Source organism: Leucobacter celer subsp. astrifaciens, from assembly GCF_001273835.1.
Taxonomy (GTDB): Bacteria; Actinomycetota; Actinomycetes; order Actinomycetales; family Microbacteriaceae; genus Leucobacter; species Leucobacter celer.
On record NZ_JHEI01000136.1, the window covers coordinates 66,892 to 91,754 of the forward strand.

The window sequence follows — 24,863 nt, forward strand, 5'->3', positions numbered from 1 at the left end:
CCTTGACGGGTCGGCGAGAGGGGTCCATCGGTGTCGGAGAAAGACGGGTTCGTCCACCTGCACGTGCACAGCGAGTATTCGATGCTCGACGGTGCGGCGAGGGTCGGTCCGCTCATGGACGCGGCCGTGGCGCAGGGAATGCCGGCGATCGCGGTCACCGACCACGGCAACACCTTCGGCGCGTTCGATTTCTGGAAGCAGGCGAAGGATCGCGGCCTCAACCCGATCATCGGCATCGAGGCCTACCTCACCCCGGGCACGCACCGCAGTGACAAGACCCGTGTGCGCTGGGGCAGCGGCGGGGGCGACGACGTCTCAGGCGCCGGCGCCTACACCCACATGACGATGCTCTCCGAGACGACGGAGGGCATGCACAACCTCTTCCGGTTGTCGAGCTACGCCTCGATGCAGGGCTACTACTTCAAACCGCGCATGGACCGCGAGCTGCTGCAGACCTACGGCAAGGGGCTCATCACCACCACGGGCTGCCCCTCGGGTGAGATCCAGACCCGCCTGCGTCTCGGCCAGTACGCGGAGGCTAGGCAGGCGGCCGCCGAGTTCCAGGACATCTTCGGCAAGGAGAACTTCTTCTGCGAGCTGATGGATCACGGCCTGGAGATCGAGCGCCGAGTGCAGACCGATCTCATCAAGATCGCCCGCGACCTCTCCATCCCGCTCGTCGCGACGAACGACCTGCACTACGTGCACGAAGCCGATGCCGAAGCGCACTCCGCGCTGCTGTGCGTGCAGTCGGGATCCCGGCTCGACGACCCGAACCGCTTCAAGTTCGACGGATCCGGCTACTACCTGAAGACCGCGGCCGAGATGCGGCACATCTTCCGCGACTACCCCGAGGCGTGCGACAACACGCTCCTCATCGCCGAGCGCTGCAACGTCGAGTTCAACACCTCGGCCAACTACATGCCGCGCTACCCGGTGCCGGACGGGGAGACCGAGGACAGCTGGTTCATCAAGGAGGTCGAGAAGGGCCTCCACTACCGCTACCCGAGCGGCATCCCCGACGACGTGCGCAAGCAGGCCGAGTACGAGATCGGCGTCATCACCCAGATGGGATTCCCGGGCTACTTCCTCGTCGTCGCCGACTTCATCAACTGGTCGAAGGACAACGGCATCCGGGTGGGTCCCGGGCGCGGCTCGGGCGCGGGATCGATGGTGGCCTACGCGATGAGGATCACCGACCTCGACCCGCTGCAGCACGGGCTGATCTTCGAGCGCTTCCTCAACCCCGACCGCGTCTCGATGCCCGACTTCGACGTCGACTTCGATGATCGTCGTCGCGGCGAAGTCATCAAGTACGTGACCGAGAAGTACGGCGACGAGCGCGTGGCGCAGATCGTCACCTACGGCACCATCAAGTCGAAGCAGGCGCTCAAGGACGCCTCGCGGGTGCTCGGCTTCCCCTTCGGCATGGGGGAGAAGCTGACGAAGGCGATGCCCCCCGCCGTGATGGCGAAGGACATCCCGCTCTCGGGCATCACCGACCCCGATCATCCGCGGTACAAGGAGGCGGCCGAGTTCCGCGCCGTGCTGCAGGAGGATCCCGACGCCAAGACGGTGTACGACACCGCGCTCGGACTCGAGGGACTGAAGCGGCAGTGGGGCGTGCACGCCGCGGGCGTGATCATGTCGAGCGACCCGCTCATCGACATCATCCCGCTGCAGAAGCGCGAGCAGGACGGCCAGATCGTCACGCAGTTCGACTACCCGACCTGCGAGGGCCTCGGTCTCATCAAGATGGACTTCCTGGGGCTGCGCAACCTCACGATCATCTCCGACGCGCTCGAGAACATCCGCCTCAACCGGGGCGAGGAGCTCGACCTCGAGCGGCTCGAGCTCGACGACGCGCCCTCCTACGAACTGCTGGCGCGCGGCGACACGCTGGGCGTGTTCCAGCTCGACGGCGGCCCCATGCGCGGCCTGCTGCGCCTCATGAAGCCCGATAACTTCGAGGACATCTCGGCGGTGCTGGCGCTCTACCGGCCCGGTCCCATGGGTGCCGACTCGCACACCAACTACGCGCTGCGCAAGAACGGGCTGCAGGAGATCACGCCGATCCACCCCGAGCTCGAAGAGCCGCTGAAGGACATCCTCGACACCACCTACGGCCTCATCATCTACCAGGAGCAGGTGATGTCGATCGCGCAGCGCGTGGCCGGCTTCACGCTCGGCCAGGCGGATATTCTGCGCCGGGCCATGGGCAAGAAGAAGAAGTCCGAGCTGGACAAGCAGTACGCGGGTTTCTCCGGCGGCATGAAGGATCGCGGCTTCTCGGACGCGGCGATCAAATCGCTGTGGGACATCCTGCTGCCCTTCTCCGACTACGCCTTCAACAAGGCCCACTCGGCCGCCTACGGCGTGGTCAGCTACTGGACCGCCTACCTCAAGGAGCACTACCCGGCCGAGTACATGGCCGCCCTGCTCACGAGCGTCGGCGACTCGAAGGACAAGCTGGCGATCTATCTCAACGAGTGCCGCCGTATGGGCATCAAGGTGCTGCCGCCGGCGGTGAACGACTCGTTCGCCAACTTCTCGGCGGTCGGGGACGACATCCGCTTCGGGCTCGGCGCCATCCGCAACGTCGGCACCAACGTGGTCGAGGCGGTGCGCGAGGCCCGCGAGCAGAAGGGCTCCTTCGAGAGCTTCCACGACTTCCTGAAGAAGGTGCCCCTCGTCGCGCTCAACAAGCGCACCGTCGAGTCGCTCATCAAGGCCGGCGCGTTCGACGGCCTGGGAGGCACCCGGCGGGCGCTCGTGGAGATCCATGAGCAGTCGATCGAGAGCGCGGTCAAGGAGAAGCGCGACGCCGAGAACGGCAACATCGGATTCGATTTCGACAGCCTCTTCGCCGAGGCCGCGGAGGCCTCCGGCGACTCCGCGGACGCGGTCTCGCAGATCCCGGACCGGCCCGAGTGGACCAAGAAGGACAAGCTCGCCTTCGAACGCGAGATGCTGGGGCTCTACGTGTCCGACCACCCGCTGCGCGGGCTCGACGCGGCCCTCGCCAAGGAGGCGAACATCACCGTCGCGCAGGCCACGAACCCCGACACGGGCGCCGGGTTCGACGGTGAGATCGTGACGGTCGCCGGACTGCTGACGAGCGTGCAGCACCGCACGGCGAAATCGGGCAACCTCTACGGCATGGTGACCCTCGAGGACTTCACCGGTGAGATCCAGGCGCTCTTCATGGGCAAGTCGTACCAGGAGTTCGGCAGCCTGCTGCAGCCCGACAGCATCGTCGCCCTGCGCGGCAAGCTGAACTCGCGCGACGACGGCATGTCGATGCACGCGTACGGGGTCAAACCCATCGACGCCGCGGTGCAGGAGGACGCGTCGACCCTCGAGCTGACGCTCACCGAGTCGCGGGCGACCGAGCCGCTGATGGAGGAGCTGAAGTCCACGCTGCGGCGGCACCCGGGCGAGAGCGAGGTGCGGCTCAGCCTCATCACACCGACCGCGGTGCGGATCTTCGAGCTGCGCGAGCAGGTGCGCATCACCTCGGATCTGTTCGGCGAGCTGAAGGGGATGCTCGGTCCGAAGTGCCTGCTGCCCGTGGAGGACGTGCTGGTGTGAGCGAGCCGGGCGGCCGGCGTAACCCCGGTGAAACGGGTGCGGAGTAGTGTGGAAGGCATGAGCGAGTTGCAGCAGCAGATCATCGGGGCGCTCGGCTCCCTGCCCGGGATCGATCCCGCGGCGGAGGTGGAGCGGCGCGTCGACTTCCTGGTCGAGTACGCGATGTCGATCCCGGCGTGCAAAGGCTTCGTGCTCGGCATCTCGGGCGGGCAGGACTCGTCGCTCGCCGGCCGGCTGAGCCAGCTCGCCGCCGAGCGCATGCGTGCGCGGGGCCGCCAGGCCGAGTTCATCGCGGTGCGGCTGCCCTACGGCGTGCAGCACGACGAGGACGACGCGCAGCTCGCGCTCTCGTTCATCCGGCCGGACCGCTCGGTCGCGGTGAACATCGGCGCGGGCGTCGACGGGATCGTCTCGGCCGTCGCCGACGCCACGGGAGAGCCGGTGTCCGACCTCACCAAGGGCAATGCCAAAGCGCGGATGCGCATGGTCGCGCAGTACACCATCGGCGGCGACCGGGATCTGCTCGTCGTGGGAACCGACCACGGCGCCGAGGCGATCACGGGGTTCTTCACGAAGTTCGGCGACGGCGGCGCCGACGTCCTGCCGCTCTCCGGCCTCACCAAGGGGCAGGGCGCCGAGATGCTGCAGCATCTCGGCGCGCCGAGCCGACTCTGGGAGAAGGCGCCGACGGCGGACCTCCTGGACGCCGATCCGGGACAGTCCGACGAGGCGAACCTCGGCATCGGCTACCCGAAGATCGACGCCTACCTCCGGGGCGAGGACGTGGGCGCCGAGGACGCGGAGCACCTCGAACGTCGCTATCGGACCACCGAGCACAAGCGACGACTCCCGGTGACGCCGTTCGATACCTGGTGGAGAGAGGCCTGATCGTGGCGGGATCGACGACGACGTTCGTGCTCGCGGGAGGCTGCTTCTGGTGCCTCGACGCCGCCTACCGGCAGCTGCGGGGGGTCACGGAGGTGCTCTCCTGCTACACCGGCGGCGAGACGCCGCACCCGAACTACGAACAGGTGTGCACGGGGGCGACGGGGCACGCCGAGGCTGTCGCGGTCACCTTCGACGAGAGCGTGATCCCCGCCCGGGTGATCCTCGACGCCTTCTTCACGATGCACGATCCGACGCAGCTGAACCGGCAGGGGAACGACGTCGGTACCCAATACCGCTCCGCCATGTTCTTCTCGAGCGACGAGCAGCGGATGCTGTTCGAGGAGGCCCGGGATCGCGCCGCAGCCTACTGGGAGGCGGCGGGTGAGATCGTGACGGTGATCGAGCCGCTGGGCGAGGTGCATCCCGCGGAGGAGTACCACCAGGACTTCTTCGCGAAGAACCCGACGCAGGGCTACTGCCTCGCGGTCGCCGTTCCCAAGGTGAACAAGGTGCGCGCCTCCTTCGCCGAGTACCTGCGCTGACCGGTCTACGCCGCGACCGGAACGAAACCGTCGCCCTCGTCATCGGTGTCGCTCGACGGGCTCTGCCCCTCGCTCGGCGCCGTGACCCAGGCGGACTGCTCGCCCGAGGTGATTCCCCCGGTCGGGTCCGCGGGCGACGCGGCGCCCTGGATCTCGGCGGGAGACGCGCTCTCGGCGGTCGCGGAGGCATCGGCCCCGGAGCGCTTGGTGAACCTCGAGACGCCCCATCGCAGGTCGTGTCCGAGGGCATCGGACTCCACCTCAACCGCGGTGCCCGACTTCTCGCCGGATTCCCACCGCCGCATCCTGAGCCTGCCGCTCACCACGACTCGATCGCCCTTCGAGAACGACTCGCTCGCGTGCTCCGCCAGACCGCGGAAGGCGTTGACGGTGAACCAGTTCGTCTCGCCGTCGACCCATTGCGCCTGTTCGCGGTCGTAGCGCCGTTCATTGCTCGCGACTCTGAACGAGCAGAAGGCGGCCCCCGAGTTCGTCCTGGAGAATCTCGGGTCGGTGGCGACGGTGCCGATGATGCAGATGGGGGTGGACATGGTGCTCTCCTTCGATGCGCCCCGGGCGAGCCGGGAACCCGTGTGCTGATCGAGCGGACGGATCGCGCCGTGCGAGAGACGACCCGTCCGCTCTCTTTCAGCCTGCGCGATCCGAACCGGCGCCGCGAGCGGATCCGGCGATCTGTGGAGAAATCAGGCGGGGTTCACGATGTCCGCCGACTGTGAGCGAAACCTCGGGCGGGATGGGTTCCGATTCGCTCCGTCGCAGCGCCGTTCCTCAGCCTGCATTGCGTACACTGGCCTGGTGCGCCCAGTTTCATCGATCCATCGCCGATCCGCCGCCGCGCTGCTTGCGATCGGCGCCGCGCTGCCGTTGCTCACGGGGTGCGCGCTCATCGAGGGCGTGCTGCAGGGGCCGACACCCGTGACGCCGGAGCGCGAGGCCCCGGCGGTGCCCGAGGTCGCCCCGGAGTTCGTCCCCGACGGCACGGCAGCGCAGAACCTGCCCTACTTCACGGAGGTGCTGCGGGAGTACTCCGACGGAACCCAGCCGGTGAAGGGGGTGCCCGTCGTCGACGCGATCGCAGCGGCGGGCTTCGACAAGTCCGCGATGCAGGTCAGCTTCGACCGCAGCCAGACCGGCCTCGAGGCCGACAACATCTTCGTCTCGGTGCAGATCGGGGAGGACTGCCTCATCGGTCAGCTCGTGACGGGGGACCGGAGCTTCGCGGCGCAGAACGAGCCGGCGGTCGGCCCCGACGGCGACATCTGCCTGATCGGGAGCACGCGCCCGATCGACTGGTAGCCGCGAGGAGCGATCTCCCCGGCCCTCCGGCGCCCCGGCGCTGACGCCGACGCGCCGACGGTCTCGGGATCCGCGGTCTCGGCTTCGGCGGAACCGGGGCCGCTACCGCCGGATGCGGGCGGTAGAGTAGTGGGGATCCGTTTCAATCCTTTCGAAGCAAGGAGTTCGGGGCGCCCCAGCGCCCGAGAGTGCATATGGCTGAGTACATTTACCAGATGGTCCGCGCGCGCAAGGCGCACGGCGACAAGGTGATCCTCGACGACGTGACCATGGCATTCCTGCCCGGGGCGAAGATCGGCGTCGTCGGTCCGAACGGCGCCGGCAAGTCGACGATCCTCAAGATCATGGCGGGCATCGACACCCCCTCGAACGGTGAGGCGATCCTCACCCCGGGGTACTCGGTCGGCATCCTCATGCAGGAGCCCGAGCTCGACGAGGAGAAGACCGTCCTCGAGAACGTGGAGCAGGGCGTCGCCGAGATCAAGGGCAAGCTCGACCGCTTCAACGAGATCTCGGCGGAGATGGCGGATCCCGACGCCGACTACGACAAGCTGCTGCCCGAGATGGGGGAGCTGCAGGAGGCGATCGATCACGTCGACGGCTGGGACCTCGACAACCAGCTCGAGCAGGCGATGGATGCGCTGCGCTGCCCGCCCTCCGACGCGATCGTGAAGAACCTCTCCGGCGGTGAGAAGCGCCGCGTCGCGCTCTGCAAGCTGCTGCTCGAGAAGCCCGACCTGCTCCTGCTCGACGAGCCCACCAACCACCTCGACGCCGAGAGCGTGCTGTGGCTCGAGCAGCACCTCGCGAAGTACCCGGGCGCCGTTATGGCCGTGACCCACGACCGGTACTTCCTCGACCACGTCGCCACCTGGATCTGCGAGGTCGACCGCGGCCGCCTCTACCCGTACGAGGGCAACTACTCGACCTATCTCGAGCAGAAGGCCGCTCGCCTCGAGGTGCAGGGCAAGAAGGACCAGAAGCTGCAGAAGCGCCTCAAGGAGGAGCTGGAGTGGGTGCGCTCCAACGCGAAGGGCCGCCAGGCCAAGTCGAAGGCGCGTCTGGCCCGCTACGAGGAGATGGCGGCGGAGGCCGAGCGCACGCGCAAGCTCGACTTCGAGGAGATCCAGATCCCGGCAGGCCCGCGCCTCGGCAACCTGGTGCTCGAGGCGAAGGGTCTCAACAAGGGCTTCGACGGCCGCACGCTGATCGACGGGCTCAGCTTCTCCCTGCCCCGCAACGGCATCGTCGGCATCATCGGCCCGAACGGCGTCGGCAAGACCACGCTCTTCAAGACGATCGTGGGCGTCGAGCCGCTCGACGGCGGCGAGCTGAAGATCGGCGAGACCGTCGAGCTCAGCTACGTCGACCAGACCCGCGGCGGCATCGACCCCAAGAAGACGGTGTGGGAGGTCGTCTCGGACGGCCTCGACTACATCCAGGTCGGCAAGACCGAGATCCCGTCGCGCGCCTACGTCTCGACCTTCGGCTTCAAGGGGCCGGATCAGCAGAAGCCCGCCGGTGTGCTCTCGGGCGGTGAGCGCAACCGTCTGAACCTCGCGCTCACGCTGAAGCAGGGCGGCAACCTGCTGCTGCTCGACGAGCCGACCAACGACCTCGATGTCGAGACCCTCACGAGCCTCGAGAACGCGCTGCTCGAGTTCCCGGGCTGCGCCGTGGTCATCACGCACGACCGGTGGTTCCTCGACCGCATCGCCACGCACATCCTCGCCTACGAGGGCACGGAGGAGAACCCGGCGAACTGGTACTGGTTCGAGGGCAACTTCGAGGCGTACGAGGCGAACAAGATCGAGCGCCTCGGCCCCGACGCGGCGAAGCCGTCGCGCGTCACCTATCGCAAGCTGACCAGGAGCTGATGACGTCTCGGGCCCGGTCCCTCGGGGGTCCGGGCCCGTCAGTTCCCAATCGACTGCAGAGAGAGGTCCGTCGCGTGGCGCGCACCCACATCGATATCGAGCTCCGCTGGGGCGATCAGGACGCCTACGGGCACGTCAACAACGTGGCCTACGCGCGATTCCTGGAGGAGTCGCGCGTGCGCACCTTCTGGCTCGGATCCGGTCGCGAGGCGACCGGCATGGAGCGCCATTTCCGAGGTGACGATCCCGCCGGCCCGAAGATGCTGGTCGCGAGCCAGCAGATCGAGTTCCTGCGCGTGCTGGAGTACAGCGAGCACCCCGTCTCCGTGGAGCTCTGGATCGGCCGCCTCGGCGGATCGAGCCTCGAGGTGCACTACGAGATCGTCGACGGCTCGGCCGCTGAGCGCACGGTCGTCGCCAGAGCGATCTCGCACATCGTGATCGTCGACGGAATGACGCTGCGGCCCGTGCGTCTCTCCGACGAGGGACGCGCCTCCGTCGAGCCCTGGACCGACGCGCCCCTGCAGCTGCGCCGCAGCTAGGGCCGGGACTGGAGCGCGCTGGATCTCCGCTCACAGCGTTCGTCGCTGTGAGCGGAGACCCGGCCGTCTGCTACCCGAGCTCGGCGCGCAGTCCGGACCGGATCCGGGAGTACCGCTTGCGAGCCGCCCCGGGGGAGAGACCGAGGACCGCTCCGGCTTCGGCGACCCCGAAACCCTCCCACGCCACGAGCAGCAGCAGCTCGCGATCGCGCTCGGGGAGCTTCGCGAGTGCGATGCGGAGATCGGGATCCGGGTCCGGCGATGTCGTCGTCGGTTCGCTGCGGATCTCGGCGCGCAGCCGATCCGCGAGCTCCGTGTGCCGCACGCGCCCGCGGCGCGCGCGGGCCAGCACTCTGCGCGCCACGCCGTAGGCGTACTGCCGCAGCGCCTCGCGATCCCGGGGCAGGCGGTCGCCCTTGCCGAGCAGGACGAGGAGAGTGTCCGCGGCCGCGTCGGCCGCGTCGTGGGCGTCTCCGAGGCGGCGGAGGAAGTAGCCGGTGAGCTCGGGGAGCAGCTCGGCGAGGACCTCGCGCGGATCCACCGCTTCGCGCAGGATCTCCGAGAGCGGGATCGGCACGGTGTCCGCCGCGAGGCGGTCGGAAACGTTCGCGCTCATTCGGCACCGCCCTCCTCGTCCTGGTGCCCCCAGCCGCCGCGCCCGACGGCGGCCGCGGGATCCTCGACACCGGCCGCGGCGGCGACCTCCCTGAGCGCACGATCATAGTCGTCCCAGTACGGCGATCCCACGTCGATGGTCTCGTAGGGGTCGGAGAGCCTGGCGAAGTCGTCGAAGATCCCGTCGATGAATGCCTGCCGATCGACACCGTCCCACAGCTCGTAGGCGGCGCGGAACGAGGGACCGTTGTGCACGAGCATCTCCTCCTCCGCGGGTCGTTCGCCGTGCTGAGAGCTGAGCTGCTGCTGCGCGACCACGACGTTGACGGCGTCCTGCTGCAGCAGCGCCTGGGCGGCGTTCGTGCGCTCGGCCGGATCGTCCGCGTTCATCCGTGCGAGGAACGCCCACATCAGATACCGCACCCCGCCGCCGTCGGAGTGCACGATCTCCGGCCATGTCGGCGCCTCGCGCATCACAGCCATCGCCGCCTCCCGGGCGGGCTCGTCGTCCGCGCGGTCGGCCGCGATCCACTCCGCCAGCCAGGCCAGCCACAGGGTGCGTTCGAGATCGGCTACCAGTGTGCCCGTCTGGATCATCCCGGCTTCGTCGGAGTAACATCCGGCGATGACCGCCGCCTCGGCGTCCCAGTCGAAGCCGGGCGGAGCGGGGAGCCCGCGGGGTGCGACTTCGGCGATGTACTCCGCGAAGTCCGGCGCGTCGGTGGCGATCCACTCCTCATCGGCGACCGTCTCGGTGCCGGAGCCGTCATCGATGATGCCCGTCTGCGCAGCGAACATGCGCTCGGCGACGGCGGCGGCGGGGAATGAGAGCGCGCCGACGAGGAGCGCGCCGACGGCGATACTCCAGGTCTTGCGCACGCGCCGCTTCGCCCGGGCGGGTCGCGCCGCCTCGTCGACGAGCGCGCGCGCGGTGCCGGGAGAGATGGTCGGGTTCGGGGCGGCAAGCCGGGCGAGCCGTGCGTCGAGCGCGCCGTCGCCGTTCTCGGTATCCGATCGCAGGGTCATGAGTTCCTCGATTCTCGCGTGTCACTCAGGTACCTGCGGGTTTCGACGGAAACGTGACGGATCGGCGGCACGGGATCTCACGCGGGCGCGGCTCCGGATCGGCTGTTCGCGGAACCGCCCGGGCCGGATCGCGCGGAAGCGCCCGCTATTCGCTCTCGGGCAGCCGGATCGTCGTCTCCTGCGACACGCTCGCGACGAGTGCGCCCGTGCGGTCGTAGAAGCGCCCGTGCGTGAGTCCGCGACCGCCCTGCGCGGTGGGGGACTCGAGCTCGTAGAGCAGCCACTCGTCCACCCGGAAGGGGCGGTGGAACCACATGGCGTGGTCGAGGCTCGCGCCGCGCATCCCGGGTGTCGCCCAGGGCACGCCGTGCCGGCGCATCACCGGTTCGAGCAGCAGATAGTCGCTCGCGAAGGCGAGGGCCGCGGCGTGCAGCAGCGGTGTCGCGTCGAAGGTGTCGCGGCTGCGCAGCCACACCCGCTGGCGGTTGCTGCGCTCGGGGACGTTCAGGATGATGTCGGACTCGACGTAGCGGAAGTCGAACGGCCGGTTCAGCACCCACGAGGCCCGGCCGCCCCCGCCCGAGCTGGCCAGATGGCCGTAGGTCTCCCACACGCTGGGCAGGGACTCGGGATCGGGCACCGAACCGAGATCCGCAGGCTCCTGGTGCTCGAGGCCCGCGTCCGGCTCCTGGTACGACGAGATCATCGACATCAGCACCTGGCCGCTCTGGTAGGCCTGCACCCGTCGCGTGGAGAAGGAGCGTCCGTCGTGCAGGCGATCCACCTCGAACGTCATGCGATCCTCGCTGTCGCCCGGCCGCAGGAAGTAGCCGTGCATCGAGTGGATGATGCGATCCTCGGGCACCGTGGTACCGGCCGCGGCGATCGCCTGCCCGAGCACCTGGCCGCCGAAGGAGCGCCCGTGCGGGGTGGGGAACGCCGGCCCGGTGAGGATGTCTTCGCGGGTGCGCGCGCCGGAGTCGAGCACCGAGAGCATGGCGAGGAGATCGGGGGAAACGGTCATGGGTCCTCCTGGGTCGGCTCCATTGCATGGACGATGCCCCCAGTCTATGACCGGGCGGGTGCCGGATCGGCGCGCGACCCGTTCGCTAGGCTGGGTGCGATGACTGCCACCTTGTCGCTCGCGGATCACGCGACCCGGGACGATCTGCGCATCTTCCTCGAGCGCCTGCAGCGCGCGGGCCAGGAGGACGTGCGCCTCACCACGCGGGGGGCGGTGCTGGCCGTGTACGGCTGCACGCAGGCTCCGCGCGGGATCACCGACGCGGTGCCCGTGGTGCTGGTGATGCGGGCGTTCGAGCTCGCGGCTGCGCCGGCCGAGGCCGTGGATGAGACGGTGCCGGGGCGGGCGCTGCTCGACCGCATCGCGCGTCTCGGGATCGTGGGGCTGGCGCTCGAGGCGCCCGAGGTCACGAGCCTGGCGGCCTGGGCGGGAGTGCTGCCGCCGGTCACCGGGTGGAGCGCCGCCGGAGTCGTCGATGCGGCATCGCTCGCGACCGTCGCGTCCGAGGGGATCGAGCGGGTCGCCTCGCTGCTGCCGGAGGATCCCGGCGATGCCGTGGTGCAGCGCGTGCGGGCCTCGGTGTGGGGCGCGGAGATCGCGCCGGGACTGCCCGCCGCCGCCGCGTTCGCCGCCGAGGCGATGGGGCTGCTGAGCGATGAGGATCCCGTGCGCGTCTCGCGCTCTCTGACCTGGACGCGGCTCACCACCGCGCGCGGGCACGTGCTCGTGCGCTCGCTGCTGGGATAGCGAGGGCCTCCCAGCAGGATCGGCGATCCTCGGGTAAGATAGTGAGGTCAACTAGAGGAGTGTGTACATGGCCAACCCCAACGGCATCATCGACCCGCCCATCGACGATCTGCTCGAGAAGGTCGATTCGAAGTACGCCCTGGTGGTCTTCGCTTCGCAGCGCGCCCGCCAGATCAACGATTACTACACGGATCTGCACGACGGCAATCTGTTCGACAACGTCGGCCCGCTGGTCGACTCGTCGGTCGACGACAAGCCGCTGTCGATCGCGCTGCACGAGATCGTCGAGGGCAAGCTGACCATGAGTCGGCGCGCCGCCGTGTCGAGCGACTCCGAGGATGCGGCCGCGACCAGCGCGTAATCTTCCGCTGCACTCGCAGCTCTGTCGGTGGCGTCGGATACCCTGAATGGGGTCCGGCGCCATCGGCGTTTTCAGCATCGGTGTTCGTCGCCTCGGTGTTCGTCACCTGCGCCGCACCCCTCTCGTCCGCCCGCTTCCCACCGCAAGGAGCTCACGTGCCGCTGCGCCAGTTCACCTCGGAATCCGTCACCGAGGGCCACCCGGACAAGATCTGCGACCGCATCTCGGACTCGATCCTCGATGCGATGCTCGAGCAGGATCCCGGCGCTCGCGTCGCCGTCGAGACCCTCGTCACCACGGGGCTCGTGCACGTCGCCGGCGAGGTCTCCACGACAGGCTACGTCGAGATCCCCCAGATCGTGCGCGAGGCCGTGCGCGATATCGGCTACACCAGCTCCGAGATGGGGTTCGACGCCGCCTCGTGCGGCGTCTCGGTGTCGATCGGGCAGCAGTCGCCCGACATCGCGGGCGGAGTCGACTCCTCGCTCGAGGTCCGCAGCGGCGAGGCCGGTGAGGACGACGGGCTCAGCCGCCAGGGCGCCGGCGACCAGGGCATCATGTTCGGCTACGCGACCGATGAGACGCCCGAGCTGCACCCGCTCCCCAGCTGGATCGCGCATCGCCTCGCCGAGCGCCTCACCGAGGTGCGCAAGAGCGGCGTGCTGCCCGAACTGCGCCCCGACGGCAAGACCCAGGTGACCATCGGCTACGACGGGAACCGCGCGGTGAGTGTCGAGGCGGTCGTCGTCTCCACGCAGCACCACGGCGACATCTCCCAGCAGGCGCTGCGCGACGCCGTGGAGCGCGAGGTGATCCGGCCGGTGCTCGAGCGGGTGGAGCTGAACAGCTCGGACGCCCAGCTCTTCATCAACCCGGCCGGTCCGTTCGTGATCGGCGGCCCCATGGGCGACGCCGGCCTCACCGGCCGCAAGATCATCATCGACACCTACGGCGGGGCCAGCCGGCACGGCGGCGGCGCGTTCAGCGGCAAGGACCCGTCGAAAGTCGATCGCTCGGCCGCCTACGCGATGCGCTGGGTCGCCAAGCACGTCGTGCGGGCAGGCCTGGCCCGCCGGGCCGAGCTCCAGGTCGCCTATGCGATCGGACGCGCCCACCCGGTCGGCCTCTACGTCGAGACGTTCGGCACCGAGACCGTGCCGCTCGATCGCATCGAGCGCGCGGTGCGCGAGGTCTTCGACCTGCGCCCGCTCGCCATCATCCGAGACCTCGAGCTGCTGCGCCCGGTCTACGCGAAGACGAGCGCGTACGGCCACTTCGGTCGCGAGCTTCCCGAGTTCACCTGGGAGGCCACTCCGCGCACCGCCGAGCTGCGGGCCGCAGCCGGCCTGTAGGGGCGCCGTGGCCACGGACGGTGCGAGCGGCAGCGCGTTCGAGCGGGCGGAGGCGGCGAACGGCCGCCCCGTCGCGCGCGTGCTGCTCGACTCCGCGCTGCCCCAGCTCGACCACCTCTTCGACTACGCGATTCCGCCCGAGCTCGCCGAGGAGGTGCGGATCGGCCAGCGCGTCCGCGTGCCGTTCCGTTCGCAGGAGCGCAAGAGCTTCGGCTACATCGTCGAGTTCGCCGAACGCAGCGACTTCGGGGGCGAACTCTCGGCCATCGCCGACATCGTCACGCGGGTGCCCCTGCTCGCTCCCGAGGTGTGGCGGCTGGCGCGCGCCGTCGCAGATCGGGCCGGCGGCTCGGCCGGAGACATCCTGCGCCTCGCGATCCCCACGCGGCTGGTGCGGGTCGAGAAGCAGCACCTCGCCGCGCAGGCGGAGCGGGACGAGCAGGCAGCCCCGGCGGCCCCGGATGGGCAGCCGGCCCAGGCCGCCCCGGCAACGCCGGCAGCGCAGCCGGCCCCGGACGAGCAGCCCGAGCCGGTCGCCGAGGGCGTCTCGGAGGAGAGCGCCGTTGCGCTCGAGCTCGTCTCGGGCGCGCGTCTGGCATTCACCGCTTCGCACGGTCCCGAGCGGCTGCACACGGGGGAGTGGGTCGGCGGCTGGGCGGCACGCCTGGCGCGGCTCGCGATCGCCGTGCACGCGCTCGGACGCAGCGCGATCCTCATCGCCCCCGACTACCGCGATCTCGATCAGCTGCGCGACGCGCTGGCGGCATTCGGGCACCCCGATATCGTGCGCGTCGACTCCCGGCAGTCCAACGCCGAGCGCTATGCGGGCTTCCTGCGGGCGCTCGACGCCGAGCCGCGCATCGTGCTGGGCAACCGGTCCGCCGTCTACGCGCCGGCACACCGGCTCGGCGCCGTCATCGTGTGGGACGACGGCGATCCGGTGCTGGCCGAGCCCCTCACGCCCTACGTACACGCCCGCGATGCCGCGCTCGTGCGCGCCGCGCTGAGTTCGGAGACGTCGCCGGAGGAACCCACGGGCCTCTTCTTCGCCGGGCACGCGCGCAGCGCGGAGGTGCAGCGTCTCGTCGACATCGGCTACGTGCGCGCCCAGCAGAATCCGCCCAGGCGCGCGCGCATCGTGCACGCCGACGCCTCCATGACGCCGGACGCCTTCGCGGGCCGGGTGCCCGAGTTCGCGGCGCGCACCATCAGGGAGGGGCTGCGGCACGGGCCGGTGCTCGTGCAGGTCGCCACGCCGGGGTACGCGCCGGTCGCCGTCTGCGGCGAGTGCGGCGATCTGGCCAGGTGCCGGGCCTGCAGCGGGCCGATCGGCTTCCGCACGGTGGGGCGCGCCTCGTGCCGCTGGTGCGGGGAGTACGCGACGAAGTGGCGATGCAGCACCTGCGACGGCACCCGGCTCGAGGAGCGCGGGATGGGATCGGCGCGCACGGTCGAACAGTTCGAGCGGCAGTTCGAGGGAGCGCGCGTGCTCCTGAGCGATGGTGAGCACCCGCGCGAGCGGGTCGACGCGCGCCCGGCGCTCGTCGTGGCCACCCGCGGCGCCGAGCCGCTCGCAGCGGGGGGATACCGCGCCGTGGTGCTGCTCGACATCGAACGCCTGCTCGGCCTCGAGACCCTGCGGGCCGGCGAGGACTGTCTGCGGTGGTGGGAGAACGCGGCGGCGCTCACCGCCCCCGAAGGTCTCTGCCTGATGGCGTCGGGAGGCGGGCCCGTGGTGCGCGCCTTCGTGACCGGCCGCGAGGAGGAGTGGCTGCGCGGGGAGCTGCGGGATCGCCACGCGCTGCGCTACCCGCCCGCCGTGCGCGTGGCGAGCGTCAGCGGCGGTCCCGACGAGGTGGAGCGCGCGCTGCAGCAGCTGGCGGGTCTCGCCGGGGTCGATCACCTGGGGCCGACCCCGATCCCGCCCGGCGGGCCGGCGAAGACCCCCGCGGGACTCGTGCGCGCGATCGTGCGCTTCGACTACGGGCAGGGCGACGAGGTCGCGAGCCGCCTGCGCGGGGCGCTCGTCGCCGACGCCGCGGGATCCTCGTCCCGCACCCGCGGCCGCGCCCCGGGGCGGGCGCGGCCCGAGGCGCTCCGGCTGCGATTCGACGATCGCGGCGTCTTCGACGGGTAGGTGCGCGGGCCCGCTACTCGCCGCGCAGACGCTCCGCCACGAAGTCGACGTCCTTGTCACCGCGGCCCGAGAGGTTCGCGATGACGATCGCGTCCGGGGCCAGGGTCGGGGCGAGCTTCACGACGTGGGCGAGCGCGTGCGACGACTCGAGCGCGGGGATGATGCCCTCGGTGCGCGTGAGCAGCTGGAACGCGGCGAGCGCCTCGTCGTCGGTGACCGACACGTATTCGGCGCGGCCGATCTGCTCCAGGTGCGCATGCTGCGGGCCGACGCCCGGATAGTCGATACCCGAGCCGATCGAGTGCACGGGGGCGGGCTCGCCGTCGGCTCCGAGCAGCACCTTGGTGTGCATGCCGTGGATGTCGCCGACCACCCCGAGGGTCATGGTCGCCGCGTGGCGGTCGGTGTCGAGGCCCTCGCCGGCGGGCTCGACGCCGATGATGCGCACCGATTCGTCCTCGAGGAACGCGTCGAACAACCCCATCGCGTTCGAGCCGCCGCCGACGCAGGCCACGAGCGCGTCGGGCAGGCGCCCCTCGGCCTCGAGGATCTGCGCGCGGGCCTCGCGGCCGACAACCGACTGGAAGTCGCGCACCATGGTGGGGAACGGGTGCGGGCCGACGACCGAGCCGATGGCGAAGAGGTACTCGTCGGGGGCGGCCGCGTAGACCTCGAACGCCGAGTCGACGGCCTCCTTGAGCGACCGGCCGCCGCGCTCGACGGGCACCACCTGCGCCCCCAGCAGCTCCATGCGCACCACGTTGGGGTGCTGCTTCTCGACGTCGATCGCGCCCATGTGGATCTCGCACTCGAGTCCCACGAGCGCCGCGGCCGTCGCGAGCGCAACGCCGTGCTGGCCGGCCCCGGTCTCGGCGATCACCTTCCTCTTGCCCATGCGCTTCGCGAGCAGGGCCTCGCCGAGCGTGTGGTTGATCTTGTGGGCGCCGGTGTGGTTGAGATCCTCGCGCTTCAGGTAGACCCGCGCGCCGCCGAGCTCGCGAGTGAGGTTCTCGGCGAAGTAGAGCAGGGAAGGGCGACCCACGTACTTCGTGAGCAGGGCCTGCAGCTCATCCGCGAACGCGGGATCCCGCCTCGCGGCCTCGTAGGCCGTCGCGACCTCGGCCATCGGCTCCACGAGGAACGGCGGAAGCACGGCGCCGCCGAATTCGCCGAAGTAGCCGTTCTCGTCCGCTCGGTAGCGGGAGGCCGGGGAGAGCTGGGTATCGTTCATGGTGCGTGGTTCCTTTGCTTCATTGCGCCACTCGAAAACGAAAAACACCGCCTGCGAGAGGCGGTGTCGGTGCATGCATACGCTGACGGGCCGCCCTCAGGCGGTCCACCACAGATTCACGGAATGCATGCGGCGATCATAGCAGGATCGCGGCGCGGCGCGGCAGGGCTCGATCCGCCGTGCAGATCCGCGAGCCCGCCCGAGATGCGAGAATAGGACGATGCGCATCGTCTTCGCCGGAACCCCGGAGTTCGCCGTTCCCAGCCTGCACGCGCTCGTGCGCGCGGGCCACGAGGTCGCGGGGGTCATCACCCGCGAGGACGCGCCGCTCGGGCGCAAGCGCGTGCTCACGCCGTCGCCGGTCGCGCTCGCCGCCGAGGAGCTCGGGATCCCGGTGCACCGGGCCAACCGGCTCGACGAGGCGGCGACCGAGTGGGTGCGAGCGCTCGCCCCTGAACTCGGGGTGATCGTCGCCTATGGCGGACTCGTGCGGCAACCGCTGCTGGGTCTGCCCGAGCACGGGTGGATCAACCTGCACTTCTCCGAGCTGCCGCGGTGGCGCGGTGCCGCTCCGGTGCAGCGGGCGCTGCAGGCGGGGGAGCAGCGGCTCGGGGTCACGGTGTTCCGGCTCGTCGAGGCGCTCGACGCCGGCGACGTGCTGAGCCGTGACGCGCAGGACTTCGCCCCGGGAACCACGGCCGGCGCCGCGCTGACGGAGCTCGCCGGCTCAGGCACCGGCGCGCTGCTCGCCGCGGTCGACGCGCTCGCGGCCGATCCGGGAGCGGGGCTGCCGCAGCAGGGCGAGGCCACCTACGCGCACAAGCTCTCCCGCGAGGACGGGCGCCTCGACCTCGTGCGACCCGCCTCCGCGGTGCTCGCCCACTGGGCGGGCGTCACTCCCGAACCCGGCGGCTTCGTGCTGTACGACGAGCAGCCCCTGAAGCTGCACGAGGTGCGCCCCGCAGCCGTGGATGCGGGAGCCCGCGCACCCGGTGTCGTGGTGATGAGCGGCGGATCCGCGGTTCTGCACCTGGCGGACGGAGCGCTCGAACTCGTGCGCGTGCAGCCCGCGGGGAAGCCCGCGATGGACGGCGCGGCGTGGCTGCGCGGTCGCGGCGGGGAAGCGGTGGTGCGATGAGTGCCGGGGAACGGAGCGGGAACCGGGGCCGCTCCCAGGGGCGTCCCCAGGGGCGTCATCAGCGGCCGGCCGGCCGCGGCCCGCGCGCACCGCGCGCCGAGATCTCGCCGGCGCGCCTGGTCGCCTACGACGTGCTGCGCGATGTCGAGGATCGTGATGCGTACGCGAACCTCGCGCTTCCCGCTCGAATCCGCGAGGCCCGTCTCGACGGGCGCGACGCGGGGCTCGCGACGGAGCTCGCCGCCGGCGCGCTCCGCGGACGAGGGCGCTACGACCGCATCATCGAGCTCGCGGCCGGGCGCAGCGCGGCCGAGATCGATTCACGCACGCTGAACGTGCTGCGCCTCGGCGTCCACCAGCTGCTGAGCATGCGCACCGCCGCGCACGCGGCCGTGAACGAGAGCGTCGAGCTGCAGCGCCGCGTGGCGAACCCGAACGCGGCCGGCTTCGTCAACGGCGTGCTGCGCGCGATCGGCCGGTCCTCGAACGAGGAGTGGGACGCGCGGATCGCGGAGGAGTCGCGCACCCCCGACGAGGAGCTCGCGATCCGCACCTCTCATCCGGCATGGGTGCTGCGCGCGCTGCGGGATGCCCTGCGCTCGGAGGGGCGCGAGGCGGAGCTCGAGGAATTGCTCGCCGCCGACAACGCATCTCCGCGTGTGAGCCTTGCGGTCCTGCCCGGATCGGGGCTCGACGCCGCTGCCGCCGCGGCTCACGGCCCCGGTCTCGCGGCGAGCGGACCTTCCCCGATCGGGCTGGAGCTGGCCGGGGGCGATCCGGCGCGGGTCGTCGCTGCGCTCGACGCGCCTGAGGGTCGGGTGCGCGTGCAGGACCAGGGATCGCAGCTCGCGGCGCTCGCGCTGACGAGGGTCGGCGTCGTGGCGCCGGGCGAGCGCTGGCTCGACCTGTGCGCCGGGCCCGGCGGCAAGACCGCCGTGCTCGGCGCGGAGGCCCTGCTGGGCGGCGCCGCTCTGCGCGCCAACGAGGTGTCCTCGCACCGGGCGGAGCTCGTGCGGCGCGCGGTGGCCGCGGTGACGGAGGCGGTCGAGGTCGTGTCGCACGACGGGCGCGACGCGGAGGCCTACGGGGGCCGGGACGCGGCGTACGACCGGATCCTGGTCGACGCCCCCTGCTCGGGGCTCGGCGCGCTGCGACGGAGGCCCGAGGCGCGCTGGCGCAAGCAGCCGTCGGACCTGCCCGAGCTGACCGCCCTGCAGGGCGAGCTGCTCGATGCGGCGGTCGCGAGGCTCGCGCCGGGGGGCGTGCTCGGCTACGTCACCTGCTCGCCCCATCTCGCCGAGACCCGCGTCGCCGTCGACCGCCTGCTGAAGCGGCACCCGGAGCTCCGGGAGCTCGACGCGAAGGCGGTGCTGCGCGGCGTCGCGCGAGAGGAACTCGATCTCGCGGGGGACGCCCTCAGCGCGCAGCTATGGCCCCACCGTCACGGCACCGACGCCATGTTCATCGCGCTCATCGAACGAGGGAGCTGAGCGAGCCGCCCCTGGCGCGATGTCGGTGGTGCGCCCTACGCTTCTTGCATGAGCACCGACGCATCGCAGAGCGGCCCCGATCCCGAGGCGGCTCCCTCCCGACCGGGTCCCGCGCCTCCCGAGGGCGGGATGCGCACGTTCCTGCACGTGCTCGTCAACACGGCCGTCGCGAACCTGACGACCAACTTCCTGTGGTTCGCGGTCGTGTTCTGGGTGTACCTGGAGACGCGGAGCATCCTCGCGACCGGCGTACTCGGCGGCGCCTACATGATGCTGCTCGCACTGAGCTCGATGTGGTTCGGCTCCCTCGTGGACCGGCTGCGCAAGCAGCGCGTCATGCTGATCTCGGCGTGGTCGTCGCTCGTCGCGTTCATCATCGGCTGCCTCATCTTCTTCATGATCCCGGCCGACACGCTGCTGAACATCGGAGGGCCCTGGTTCTGGGCCTTCACGCTGATCCTGCTCGCCGGCTGCGTGGTGGAGCTGATGCGCAACCTCGCGCTCGCGACCACGGTGACGCTGCTCGTGCCCGTCGAACGGCACGCGAACGCGAACGGGCTCGTCGGCACGGTGCAGGGGATCGCCTTCATCGCCACGAGCGTCTTCAGCGGCCTCTCGGTCGGTTTCCTGGGCATGGGGCCGACCATGCTGATCGCGACCGTGTTCGTCGCCGTCCCGATCGTCCACCTGCATCTGCTGCGCATCCCCGAACCCGAGATCGTCCACGATCCGGAACGCAGCGCCGTCGACTTCAAGGGCGGCATGGCGGCGATGCTGGCGGTTCCCGGCCTGTTCGCGCTCGTCATCTTCACGATGCTGAACAACCTGTCGGGCGGCGTCTTCATGGCGCTGCTCGACCCGTACGGATTGAACATGTTCCGCGTGGAGATCTGGGGTCTCGTGTTCGGGCTCGCCTCGACGGGGTTCATCGTGGGCGGCGCGATCGTCGCGAAGTGGGGGCTCGGCGAGAACCCCATCCGCACCATGCTGGTGCTGGTCGCGCTGCTCGGCGTACTCGGGGCGCTCTTCACCGTGCGCGAGTGGCCGTGGCTCTTCATCGCCGGCATCTGGCTGTTCATGGCGATGATGCCGGCGATCGAGGCCGCGGAGCAGACGGTGATCCAACGGGTGGTGCCCTACGAGAAGCAGGGGCGCGTGTTCGGGCTCGCCATGACCTTCGAAGCCGCGGCGGCGCCGATCACATCGTTCCTGATCGCGCCCATCGCCGAGTTCTGGGTGGTGCCGTACATGGATCGCCCCGAGGGCCAGGAGGCCTGGGGATGGCTGCTCGGAGCAGGCGAGAGCCGCGGGATCGCGCTCATCTTCTTCTGGTCCGGGATCGCGATGATCGCACTCGCCGTCGGGGCGATGTTCACGCGCTACTATCGGGTGCTCTCTCGCAGTTTCGCCGAGAGCTCAGGCTCGTCGCCGACCGGGACTCGCGCGGCGGAGGAATCCTGATCGCCGCGGTCGCCCCGGCCGGGGCCGCGCGCTACTGCCAGACCACCTCGAGCTGGTCCTCTGCGAAGTCGACGTAGGGCCGGCGCAGGTCGCCGCCGAAGAGCAGTTCGCCGCTGACGCGCTCGCCGTCCCGGTCAGCCTCGATGGTCGTCGTGATGCGGATGTAGTCGTTGGCGCTGACCAGCGAGGGTGCCTCGTAGCCGGAGGTCGGTTCGAGCTTCTTGAGCGCGGCGTCGCCCTCGGGTGTGAGGGTGCGCTGCGCGGTGTCGGGCACGGGGATCGATCCGTCGTTCAGCTCCTCCGAGACGTCGAGGCCGCACGGCGTGGTGAGGGCGGTCATCGCGATGCACTCCTCGAGCGACTCCCGCACGAGATCGCGGAAGATCTCCGTCGCATCGTCGGTGAGCACGGGGCGCAGCTCGTACATCGGCGTGAGGTTGTCGTCGGTGGCGAGCACGAACACGTCATCGTCGCTGCTCAGCCGGAACGCGTCCATCTCCAGCTCGAACTGGTACGCGCCGGGGAAGAAGCTGACGTAGTCGTCTCCGGGGTCGACGCCGTTCAGGGTCAGCCCCAGGCCGTCGAAGCTCGTCAGCGACATGCGCATCAGACCGTCGGAGAGCTCCCAGCCGTTCTGGTACGAGTCCCAGACGCGGAAGTCGCGCGTCACGGTCTCGTCTCCCACGTCGAAGGTCGCGGTGACGACGGCGTCGTAGTCGCTCTGCGACGCGGACTCCTCCTCGACCACGATGTTGGTGATCGGTGCGAGCTCGTTCGACCGGGCGAGCACCTCGTCGGAGAGCAGCCGGTCGGACGAGCTGCCGCCCGCGATCGTGCGCGCCGTGGCGGCGTCGCCGTCGGCCAGCGCCTGCAGATACTCTTCGACCGCCTCCGTCGGGGTGGCCGCCGACCTGCTGCCGACCTCCGGTGTCGAAACGCTTCCGCTCGTGCCGCGGTTGAAGAGCGAGCCGATCGCGAAGATGCCGCCCACGATCAGCAGCAGGAGCACGACCGCGCCGGCGATGATGCCGATGATGGCCCCGGTCGGCAGACCGCGCTTCGGCTGCGGAGGCTGCGGTGCCGCCTGGCCCTGCTGCTCGGGGAAGCCCTGCGGTGCGGCCGGATCCTGCTGGGCATAACTCTGTTGGGGGGCATAGCCCTGCTGCGGGACATAACCCTGCTGCGGCACCTGGCCCTGCGGAGCGGCTTGAGCCTGCGGGGGCGCATAGCCCTGCGGCGGCTGGAAACCCTGCGGGGGCTGGAAGCCTTGCGGGGGCGCGTATCCCTGCGGCGGCTGGAACTCCTGCGGGGGTGCATACCCCTGCGGCGGCTGGAAGTCGGCGGGCTGCTGGATTCCAGTGGGCGGAGCCAGGCCGGGGGAGGGGGCGAGGCCGGCCGGAGCCTCCGAGGTGGGCTCGGGCTCGGTCAGTTCGGGTTCGACCGGCTCGGGCGCTTCGTTCGTCGGCGTCGTGCTCTTCGACGGTTCCGGCGTCGTCGATTCGGGATCGGGCTGCTGCGGGTTCTCAGGCGAATCGCTCATACCCTCCAGCCTATGCGCTCGGGTCCGCGGTGTCGGGTCGGCGGCGCACGGGGCGGGAACGCCGTAGGCTTGAGAGGTGACCGCGCAGCGCATCAACCCGAGCATCCTGTCCGCCGACTTCGTGAACCTGCAGGCCGAACTCGAAGCCATCGCCACGGCCGATCTCGTGCACGTGGACGTCATGGACAACCACTTCGTGCCGAACCTCACCATGGGGCCGCCGATCGTCGAACGTATCCAGGCGGTCTCGCCGGTGCCGCTCGATGTGCACCTCATGATCTCCGATGCCGACCGCTGGGCCCCCGGCTACGCCGAGCTGGGCGCCTACTCGGTGACCTTCCACGCCGAGGCCGCGGCTGATCCGGTGGCGCTCGCGCGCCGTCTGCGGGAGATCGGGGCCCGCGCGGGCATCGCGCTCAAGCCCGGCACCGACCCCGAACCGTATCTCGAGCTGCTCCCGGAGTTCGATCAGGTGCTCGTGATGACGGTGGAGCCGGGGTTCGGCGGCCAGTCCTTCATGGCCGACATGATGCCCAAGCTGCGCCGTTTCGCGGAGGCGAAGGCTCGGCTGGGGCTCGATCTCTGGCTGCAGGTCGACGGGGGGATCTCGAAGGACACGATCGGGATCGCCGCCGAAGCCGGGGCCGACACCTTCGTCGCGGGATCCGCGGTCTACGGGGGCGTGCCCGAGGACCGCATCGCGGAGCTCCGGATCGCCGCCGCCGCGCACCGGCACTGAAGCTGCCCGAGAACGCGGTAGTGTAGTCACGTGAAATCGTTCGATGAGCTGTTCGCCGAGCTCAGTGAGAAGGCCGCCTCGCGCCCCGAGGGCAGCGACACCGTCGCGCGCCTCGACGCCGGCGTGCACACGATCGGCAAGAAGATCGTCGAGGAGGCCGCCGAGGTGTGGATGGCCGCCGAGCACGAGAGCGACGAGGCATGCGCGGAGGAGATCAGCCAGCTGCTCTACCACCTGCAGGTGCTCATGCTCGCGAAGGGGCTGACGCTCCAGGACGTCTACGCGCATCTCTAGCGTCGGTCGGTGGGTCGTTCCGGATCCCCACTCGCCGACGCTTCTTCGCTGACCTCATCACCCTGGCCGGCGCACCGTCGGCCGACACGGAAGGATTCCACCACCATCATGCTGCGCATCGCCGTTCCCAATAAGGGATCGCTCTCCGAGATCGCCGCCGAGATGCTCGCGGAGGCGGGCTACTCGGGACGCCGGGACAGCCGCAAGCTCGTGCACACCGACACCCGCAACGGCGTCGAGTTCTTCTACCTGCGCCCGCGCGACATCGCGACCTACGTCGGATCGGGCGCGCTCGACGTCGGCATCACCGGCCGGGATCTGCTGCTGGACTCGGGATCCGGCGCCGTGGAGATCGCCGCGCTCGACTTCGCCGACTCGACCTTCCGCTTCGCGGCCCCCGCCGGCGGGGACATCTCCGACATCGCCCACCTCGCCGGCAAGCGCGTCGCGACCAGCTATCCGAAGCTCGTCGACGACTTCCTGCGGGCGCGCGGCGTGGAGGCGATGCTCGTCAAGCTCGACGGCGCCGTGGAGTCGGCGGTGCAGCTCGGCGTGGCCGATGCGGTGGCCGACGTCGTGTCGACCGGTGCGACCCTGCGCGCTGCGGGCCTCGACATCTTCGGCCCCGTGATCCTCGAGTCCACGGCCCTGCTCATCGGCGGGCCGACCGCGCACCCCGACAGCGAGCGGCTGCTCCGCCGGCTCAGGGGCGTGCTCGTGGCGCGCAAGTACGCGATCCTGGAGTACGACCTGCCGGTCGCTCGGATCGAGGCTGCGACCGCCATCGCGAGCGGCATCGAGTCGCCGACGGTCTCCCCGCTGAAGGAGGAGGGCTGGGTCGCGGTGCGCGTCATGGTGCTGCGCGACGACGCGAACGATGTGATGGACCGGCTGTACGAGGTCGGCGCGAAGGGCATCTTCGTGACGCAGGTGCACGCGGCCCGTTTCTGA

At 70.4% G+C, this 24,863-nt stretch carries 22 protein-coding genes; 16 read left to right on the plus strand and 6 right to left on the minus strand.

Translation table 11 applies throughout. From position 1 onward, the window contains the following. Nucleotides 1-81 precede the first annotated feature (81 nt). Genes dnaE through msrA form a run of 3 tightly spaced genes read left to right on the plus strand, consistent with a single transcriptional unit; the run spans nucleotide 82 to nucleotide 5,021 of the window. On the plus strand, nucleotides 82-3,591 hold the full coding sequence (gene dnaE / locus AMS65_RS08430; protein ID WP_053384113.1) for a DNA polymerase III subunit alpha: 3,510 nt from the start codon (nucleotides 82-84) through the stop codon (nucleotides 3,589-3,591). 57 nt (nucleotides 3,592-3,648) lie between these two features. Beyond that, nucleotides 3,649-4,479 carry an ammonia-dependent NAD(+) synthetase gene (nadE, locus tag AMS65_RS08435; protein WP_053383735.1) on the plus strand — a complete coding sequence of 277 codons (831 nt, stop codon included), beginning with the start codon at nucleotides 3,649-3,651 and terminating at the stop codon, nucleotides 4,477-4,479. 2 nt (nucleotides 4,480-4,481) lie between these two features. Continuing rightward, nucleotides 4,482-5,021 carry a peptide-methionine (S)-S-oxide reductase MsrA gene (msrA, locus tag AMS65_RS08440; RefSeq protein WP_053384114.1) on the plus strand — a complete coding sequence of 180 codons (540 nt, stop codon included), beginning with the start codon at nucleotides 4,482-4,484 and terminating at the stop codon, nucleotides 5,019-5,021. A 5-nt stretch (nucleotides 5,022-5,026) separates the two neighbouring features. On the opposite strand, the gene ssb is transcribed toward msrA, so the two are convergent. After that, nucleotides 5,027-5,572 (minus strand): single-stranded DNA-binding protein, encoded by a 546-nt coding sequence (gene ssb, locus AMS65_RS08445; RefSeq protein ID WP_053383736.1) that lies wholly within the window; start codon nucleotides 5,570-5,572, stop codon nucleotides 5,027-5,029. Nucleotides 5,573-5,837: 265 nt separating this feature from the next. Between ssb and AMS65_RS08450 the strand changes: the two genes are divergently transcribed. The 3 genes from AMS65_RS08450 (at nucleotide 5,838) to AMS65_RS08460 (ending at nucleotide 8,757) form a co-directional block, all read left to right on the plus strand. Then, nucleotides 5,838-6,338 carry a DUF6993 domain-containing protein gene (locus tag AMS65_RS08450; RefSeq protein ID WP_241489389.1) on the plus strand — a complete coding sequence of 167 codons (501 nt, stop codon included), beginning with the start codon at nucleotides 5,838-5,840 and terminating at the stop codon, nucleotides 6,336-6,338. Nucleotides 6,339-6,532: 194 nt separating this feature from the next. After that, entirely contained in the window at nucleotides 6,533-8,215 is a 1,683-nt protein-coding gene (gene ettA / locus AMS65_RS08455) for an energy-dependent translational throttle protein EttA (RefSeq protein WP_053383737.1), read from the plus strand. A 74-nt stretch (nucleotides 8,216-8,289) separates the two neighbouring features. Continuing rightward, nucleotides 8,290-8,757, plus strand: coding sequence for an acyl-CoA thioesterase (locus AMS65_RS08460; RefSeq protein WP_053383738.1), 468 nt, complete (start codon nucleotides 8,290-8,292; stop codon nucleotides 8,755-8,757). 70 nt (nucleotides 8,758-8,827) lie between these two features. Here AMS65_RS08460 and AMS65_RS08465 read toward each other — a convergent pair whose 3' ends face one another. From AMS65_RS08465 to AMS65_RS08475, 3 genes are all read right to left on the minus strand, one after another. Then, nucleotides 8,828-9,373 carry an RNA polymerase sigma factor gene (locus AMS65_RS08465; RefSeq protein WP_053383739.1) on the minus strand — a complete coding sequence of 182 codons (546 nt, stop codon included), beginning with the start codon at nucleotides 9,371-9,373 and terminating at the stop codon, nucleotides 8,828-8,830. Next, nucleotides 9,370-10,398 (minus strand): hypothetical protein, encoded by a 1,029-nt coding sequence (locus AMS65_RS08470; RefSeq protein WP_053383740.1) that lies wholly within the window; start codon nucleotides 10,396-10,398, stop codon nucleotides 9,370-9,372. The genes AMS65_RS08465 and AMS65_RS08470 overlap by 4 nt, the downstream gene beginning before the upstream one ends. A 145-nt stretch (nucleotides 10,399-10,543) precedes the next feature. Next, a complete protein-coding gene (locus AMS65_RS08475) occupies nucleotides 10,544-11,422 on the minus strand; it encodes an acyl-CoA thioesterase (RefSeq protein WP_053383741.1) in 879 nt (292 codons plus the stop codon). Nucleotides 11,423-11,521: 99 nt separating this feature from the next. Here AMS65_RS08475 and AMS65_RS08480 point away from each other — a divergent pair, with 99 nt between their 5' ends. From AMS65_RS08480 to AMS65_RS08495, 4 genes are all read left to right on the plus strand, one after another. Beyond that, on the plus strand, nucleotides 11,522-12,169 hold the full coding sequence (locus AMS65_RS08480) for a hypothetical protein (protein WP_053383742.1): 648 nt from the start codon (nucleotides 11,522-11,524) through the stop codon (nucleotides 12,167-12,169). Between the two features lie 67 nt (nucleotides 12,170-12,236). Beyond that, the gene (gene rpoZ, locus AMS65_RS08485; protein ID WP_053383743.1) at nucleotides 12,237-12,530 is read left to right on the plus strand and encodes a DNA-directed RNA polymerase subunit omega; all 294 of its coding nucleotides are present in this window, start codon (nucleotides 12,237-12,239) and stop codon (nucleotides 12,528-12,530) included. Between the two features lie 155 nt (nucleotides 12,531-12,685). Continuing rightward, nucleotides 12,686-13,882 carry a methionine adenosyltransferase gene (metK, locus tag AMS65_RS08490; RefSeq protein WP_053383744.1) on the plus strand — a complete coding sequence of 399 codons (1,197 nt, stop codon included), beginning with the start codon at nucleotides 12,686-12,688 and terminating at the stop codon, nucleotides 13,880-13,882. Nucleotides 13,883-13,889: 7 nt separating this feature from the next. Then, nucleotides 13,890-16,019: a primosomal protein N' family DNA-binding protein gene (locus AMS65_RS08495; RefSeq protein WP_053383745.1), complete on the plus strand. Its 2,130-nt coding sequence runs from the start codon at nucleotides 13,890-13,892 to the stop codon at nucleotides 16,017-16,019. Between the two features lie 13 nt (nucleotides 16,020-16,032). On the opposite strand, the gene trpB is transcribed toward AMS65_RS08495, so the two are convergent. Further along, nucleotides 16,033-17,250 (minus strand): tryptophan synthase subunit beta, encoded by a 1,218-nt coding sequence (trpB, locus tag AMS65_RS08500; protein ID WP_053383746.1) that lies wholly within the window; start codon nucleotides 17,248-17,250, stop codon nucleotides 16,033-16,035. A 220-nt stretch (nucleotides 17,251-17,470) separates the two neighbouring features. Between trpB and AMS65_RS08505 the strand changes: the two genes are divergently transcribed. The 3 genes from AMS65_RS08505 to AMS65_RS08515 all read left to right on the plus strand — a co-directional run bounded on the left by AMS65_RS08505 (nucleotide 17,471) and on the right by AMS65_RS08515 (nucleotide 21,339). Then, nucleotides 17,471-18,388, plus strand: coding sequence for a methionyl-tRNA formyltransferase (locus tag AMS65_RS08505; protein ID WP_053383747.1), 918 nt, complete (start codon nucleotides 17,471-17,473; stop codon nucleotides 18,386-18,388). Then, nucleotides 18,385-19,878 carry an RsmB/NOP family class I SAM-dependent RNA methyltransferase gene (locus tag AMS65_RS08510; RefSeq protein ID WP_083451570.1) on the plus strand — a complete coding sequence of 498 codons (1,494 nt, stop codon included), beginning with the start codon at nucleotides 18,385-18,387 and terminating at the stop codon, nucleotides 19,876-19,878. The genes AMS65_RS08505 and AMS65_RS08510 overlap by 4 nt, the downstream gene beginning before the upstream one ends. A gap of 129 nt (nucleotides 19,879-20,007) precedes the next feature. Continuing rightward, complete coding sequence (locus tag AMS65_RS08515; protein WP_053384117.1) at nucleotides 20,008-21,339, plus strand: MFS transporter; 1,332 nt, start codon at nucleotides 20,008-20,010, stop codon at nucleotides 21,337-21,339. Between the two features lie 31 nt (nucleotides 21,340-21,370). On the opposite strand, the gene AMS65_RS19400 is transcribed toward AMS65_RS08515, so the two are convergent. Next, nucleotides 21,371-22,879 carry a hypothetical protein gene (locus tag AMS65_RS19400; protein WP_053383748.1) on the minus strand — a complete coding sequence of 503 codons (1,509 nt, stop codon included), beginning with the start codon at nucleotides 22,877-22,879 and terminating at the stop codon, nucleotides 21,371-21,373. 76 nt (nucleotides 22,880-22,955) lie between these two features. On the opposite strand from AMS65_RS19400, the gene rpe reads away from it, so the two are divergent. The 3 genes from rpe (at nucleotide 22,956) to hisG (ending at nucleotide 24,863) form a co-directional block, all read left to right on the plus strand. Then, the gene (gene rpe / locus AMS65_RS08525) at nucleotides 22,956-23,618 is read left to right on the plus strand and encodes a ribulose-phosphate 3-epimerase (protein WP_053383749.1); all 663 of its coding nucleotides are present in this window, start codon (nucleotides 22,956-22,958) and stop codon (nucleotides 23,616-23,618) included. 30 nt (nucleotides 23,619-23,648) lie between these two features. Then, nucleotides 23,649-23,912 carry a phosphoribosyl-ATP diphosphatase gene (locus tag AMS65_RS08530; RefSeq protein WP_053383750.1) on the plus strand — a complete coding sequence of 88 codons (264 nt, stop codon included), beginning with the start codon at nucleotides 23,649-23,651 and terminating at the stop codon, nucleotides 23,910-23,912. 108 nt (nucleotides 23,913-24,020) lie between these two features. Then, nucleotides 24,021-24,863 (plus strand): ATP phosphoribosyltransferase, encoded by an 843-nt coding sequence (gene hisG / locus AMS65_RS08535; RefSeq protein WP_053383751.1) that lies wholly within the window; start codon nucleotides 24,021-24,023, stop codon nucleotides 24,861-24,863.

Excerpts from the sequence above, each read along its gene's own strand:
- dnaE (WP_053384113.1), top strand. The coding sequence starts at position 82 with ATGCTCGACGGTGCGGCGAGGGTCGGTCCGCTCATGGACGCGGCCGTG.
- nadE (WP_053383735.1), top strand. The coding sequence starts at position 3,649 with ATGAGCGAGTTGCAGCAGCAGATCATCGGGGCGCTCGGCTCCCTGCCC.
- ssb (WP_053383736.1), bottom strand. The coding sequence starts at position 5,572 with ATGTCCACCCCCATCTGCATCATCGGCACCGTCGCCACCGACCCGAGA.
- ettA (WP_053383737.1), top strand. The coding sequence starts at position 6,533 with ATGGCTGAGTACATTTACCAGATGGTCCGCGCGCGCAAGGCGCACGGC.
- AMS65_RS08465 (WP_053383739.1), bottom strand. The coding sequence starts at position 9,373 with ATGAGCGCGAACGTTTCCGACCGCCTCGCGGCGGACACCGTGCCGATC.
- AMS65_RS08470 (WP_053383740.1), bottom strand. The coding sequence starts at position 10,398 with ATGACCCTGCGATCGGATACCGAGAACGGCGACGGCGCGCTCGACGCA.
- AMS65_RS08475 (WP_053383741.1), bottom strand. The coding sequence starts at position 11,422 with ATGACCGTTTCCCCCGATCTCCTCGCCATGCTCTCGGTGCTCGACTCC.
- AMS65_RS08480 (WP_053383742.1), top strand. The coding sequence starts at position 11,522 with ATGACTGCCACCTTGTCGCTCGCGGATCACGCGACCCGGGACGATCTG.
- rpoZ (WP_053383743.1), top strand. The coding sequence starts at position 12,237 with ATGGCCAACCCCAACGGCATCATCGACCCGCCCATCGACGATCTGCTC.
- trpB (WP_053383746.1), bottom strand. The coding sequence starts at position 17,250 with ATGAACGATACCCAGCTCTCCCCGGCCTCCCGCTACCGAGCGGACGAG.
- AMS65_RS08505 (WP_053383747.1), top strand. The coding sequence starts at position 17,471 with ATGCGCATCGTCTTCGCCGGAACCCCGGAGTTCGCCGTTCCCAGCCTG.
- AMS65_RS08510 (WP_083451570.1), top strand. The coding sequence starts at position 18,385 with ATGAGTGCCGGGGAACGGAGCGGGAACCGGGGCCGCTCCCAGGGGCGT.
- AMS65_RS08515 (WP_053384117.1), top strand. The coding sequence starts at position 20,008 with ATGCGCACGTTCCTGCACGTGCTCGTCAACACGGCCGTCGCGAACCTG.
- AMS65_RS19400 (WP_053383748.1), bottom strand. The coding sequence starts at position 22,879 with ATGAGCGATTCGCCTGAGAACCCGCAGCAGCCCGATCCCGAATCGACG.
- hisG (WP_053383751.1), top strand. The coding sequence starts at position 24,021 with ATGCTGCGCATCGCCGTTCCCAATAAGGGATCGCTCTCCGAGATCGCC.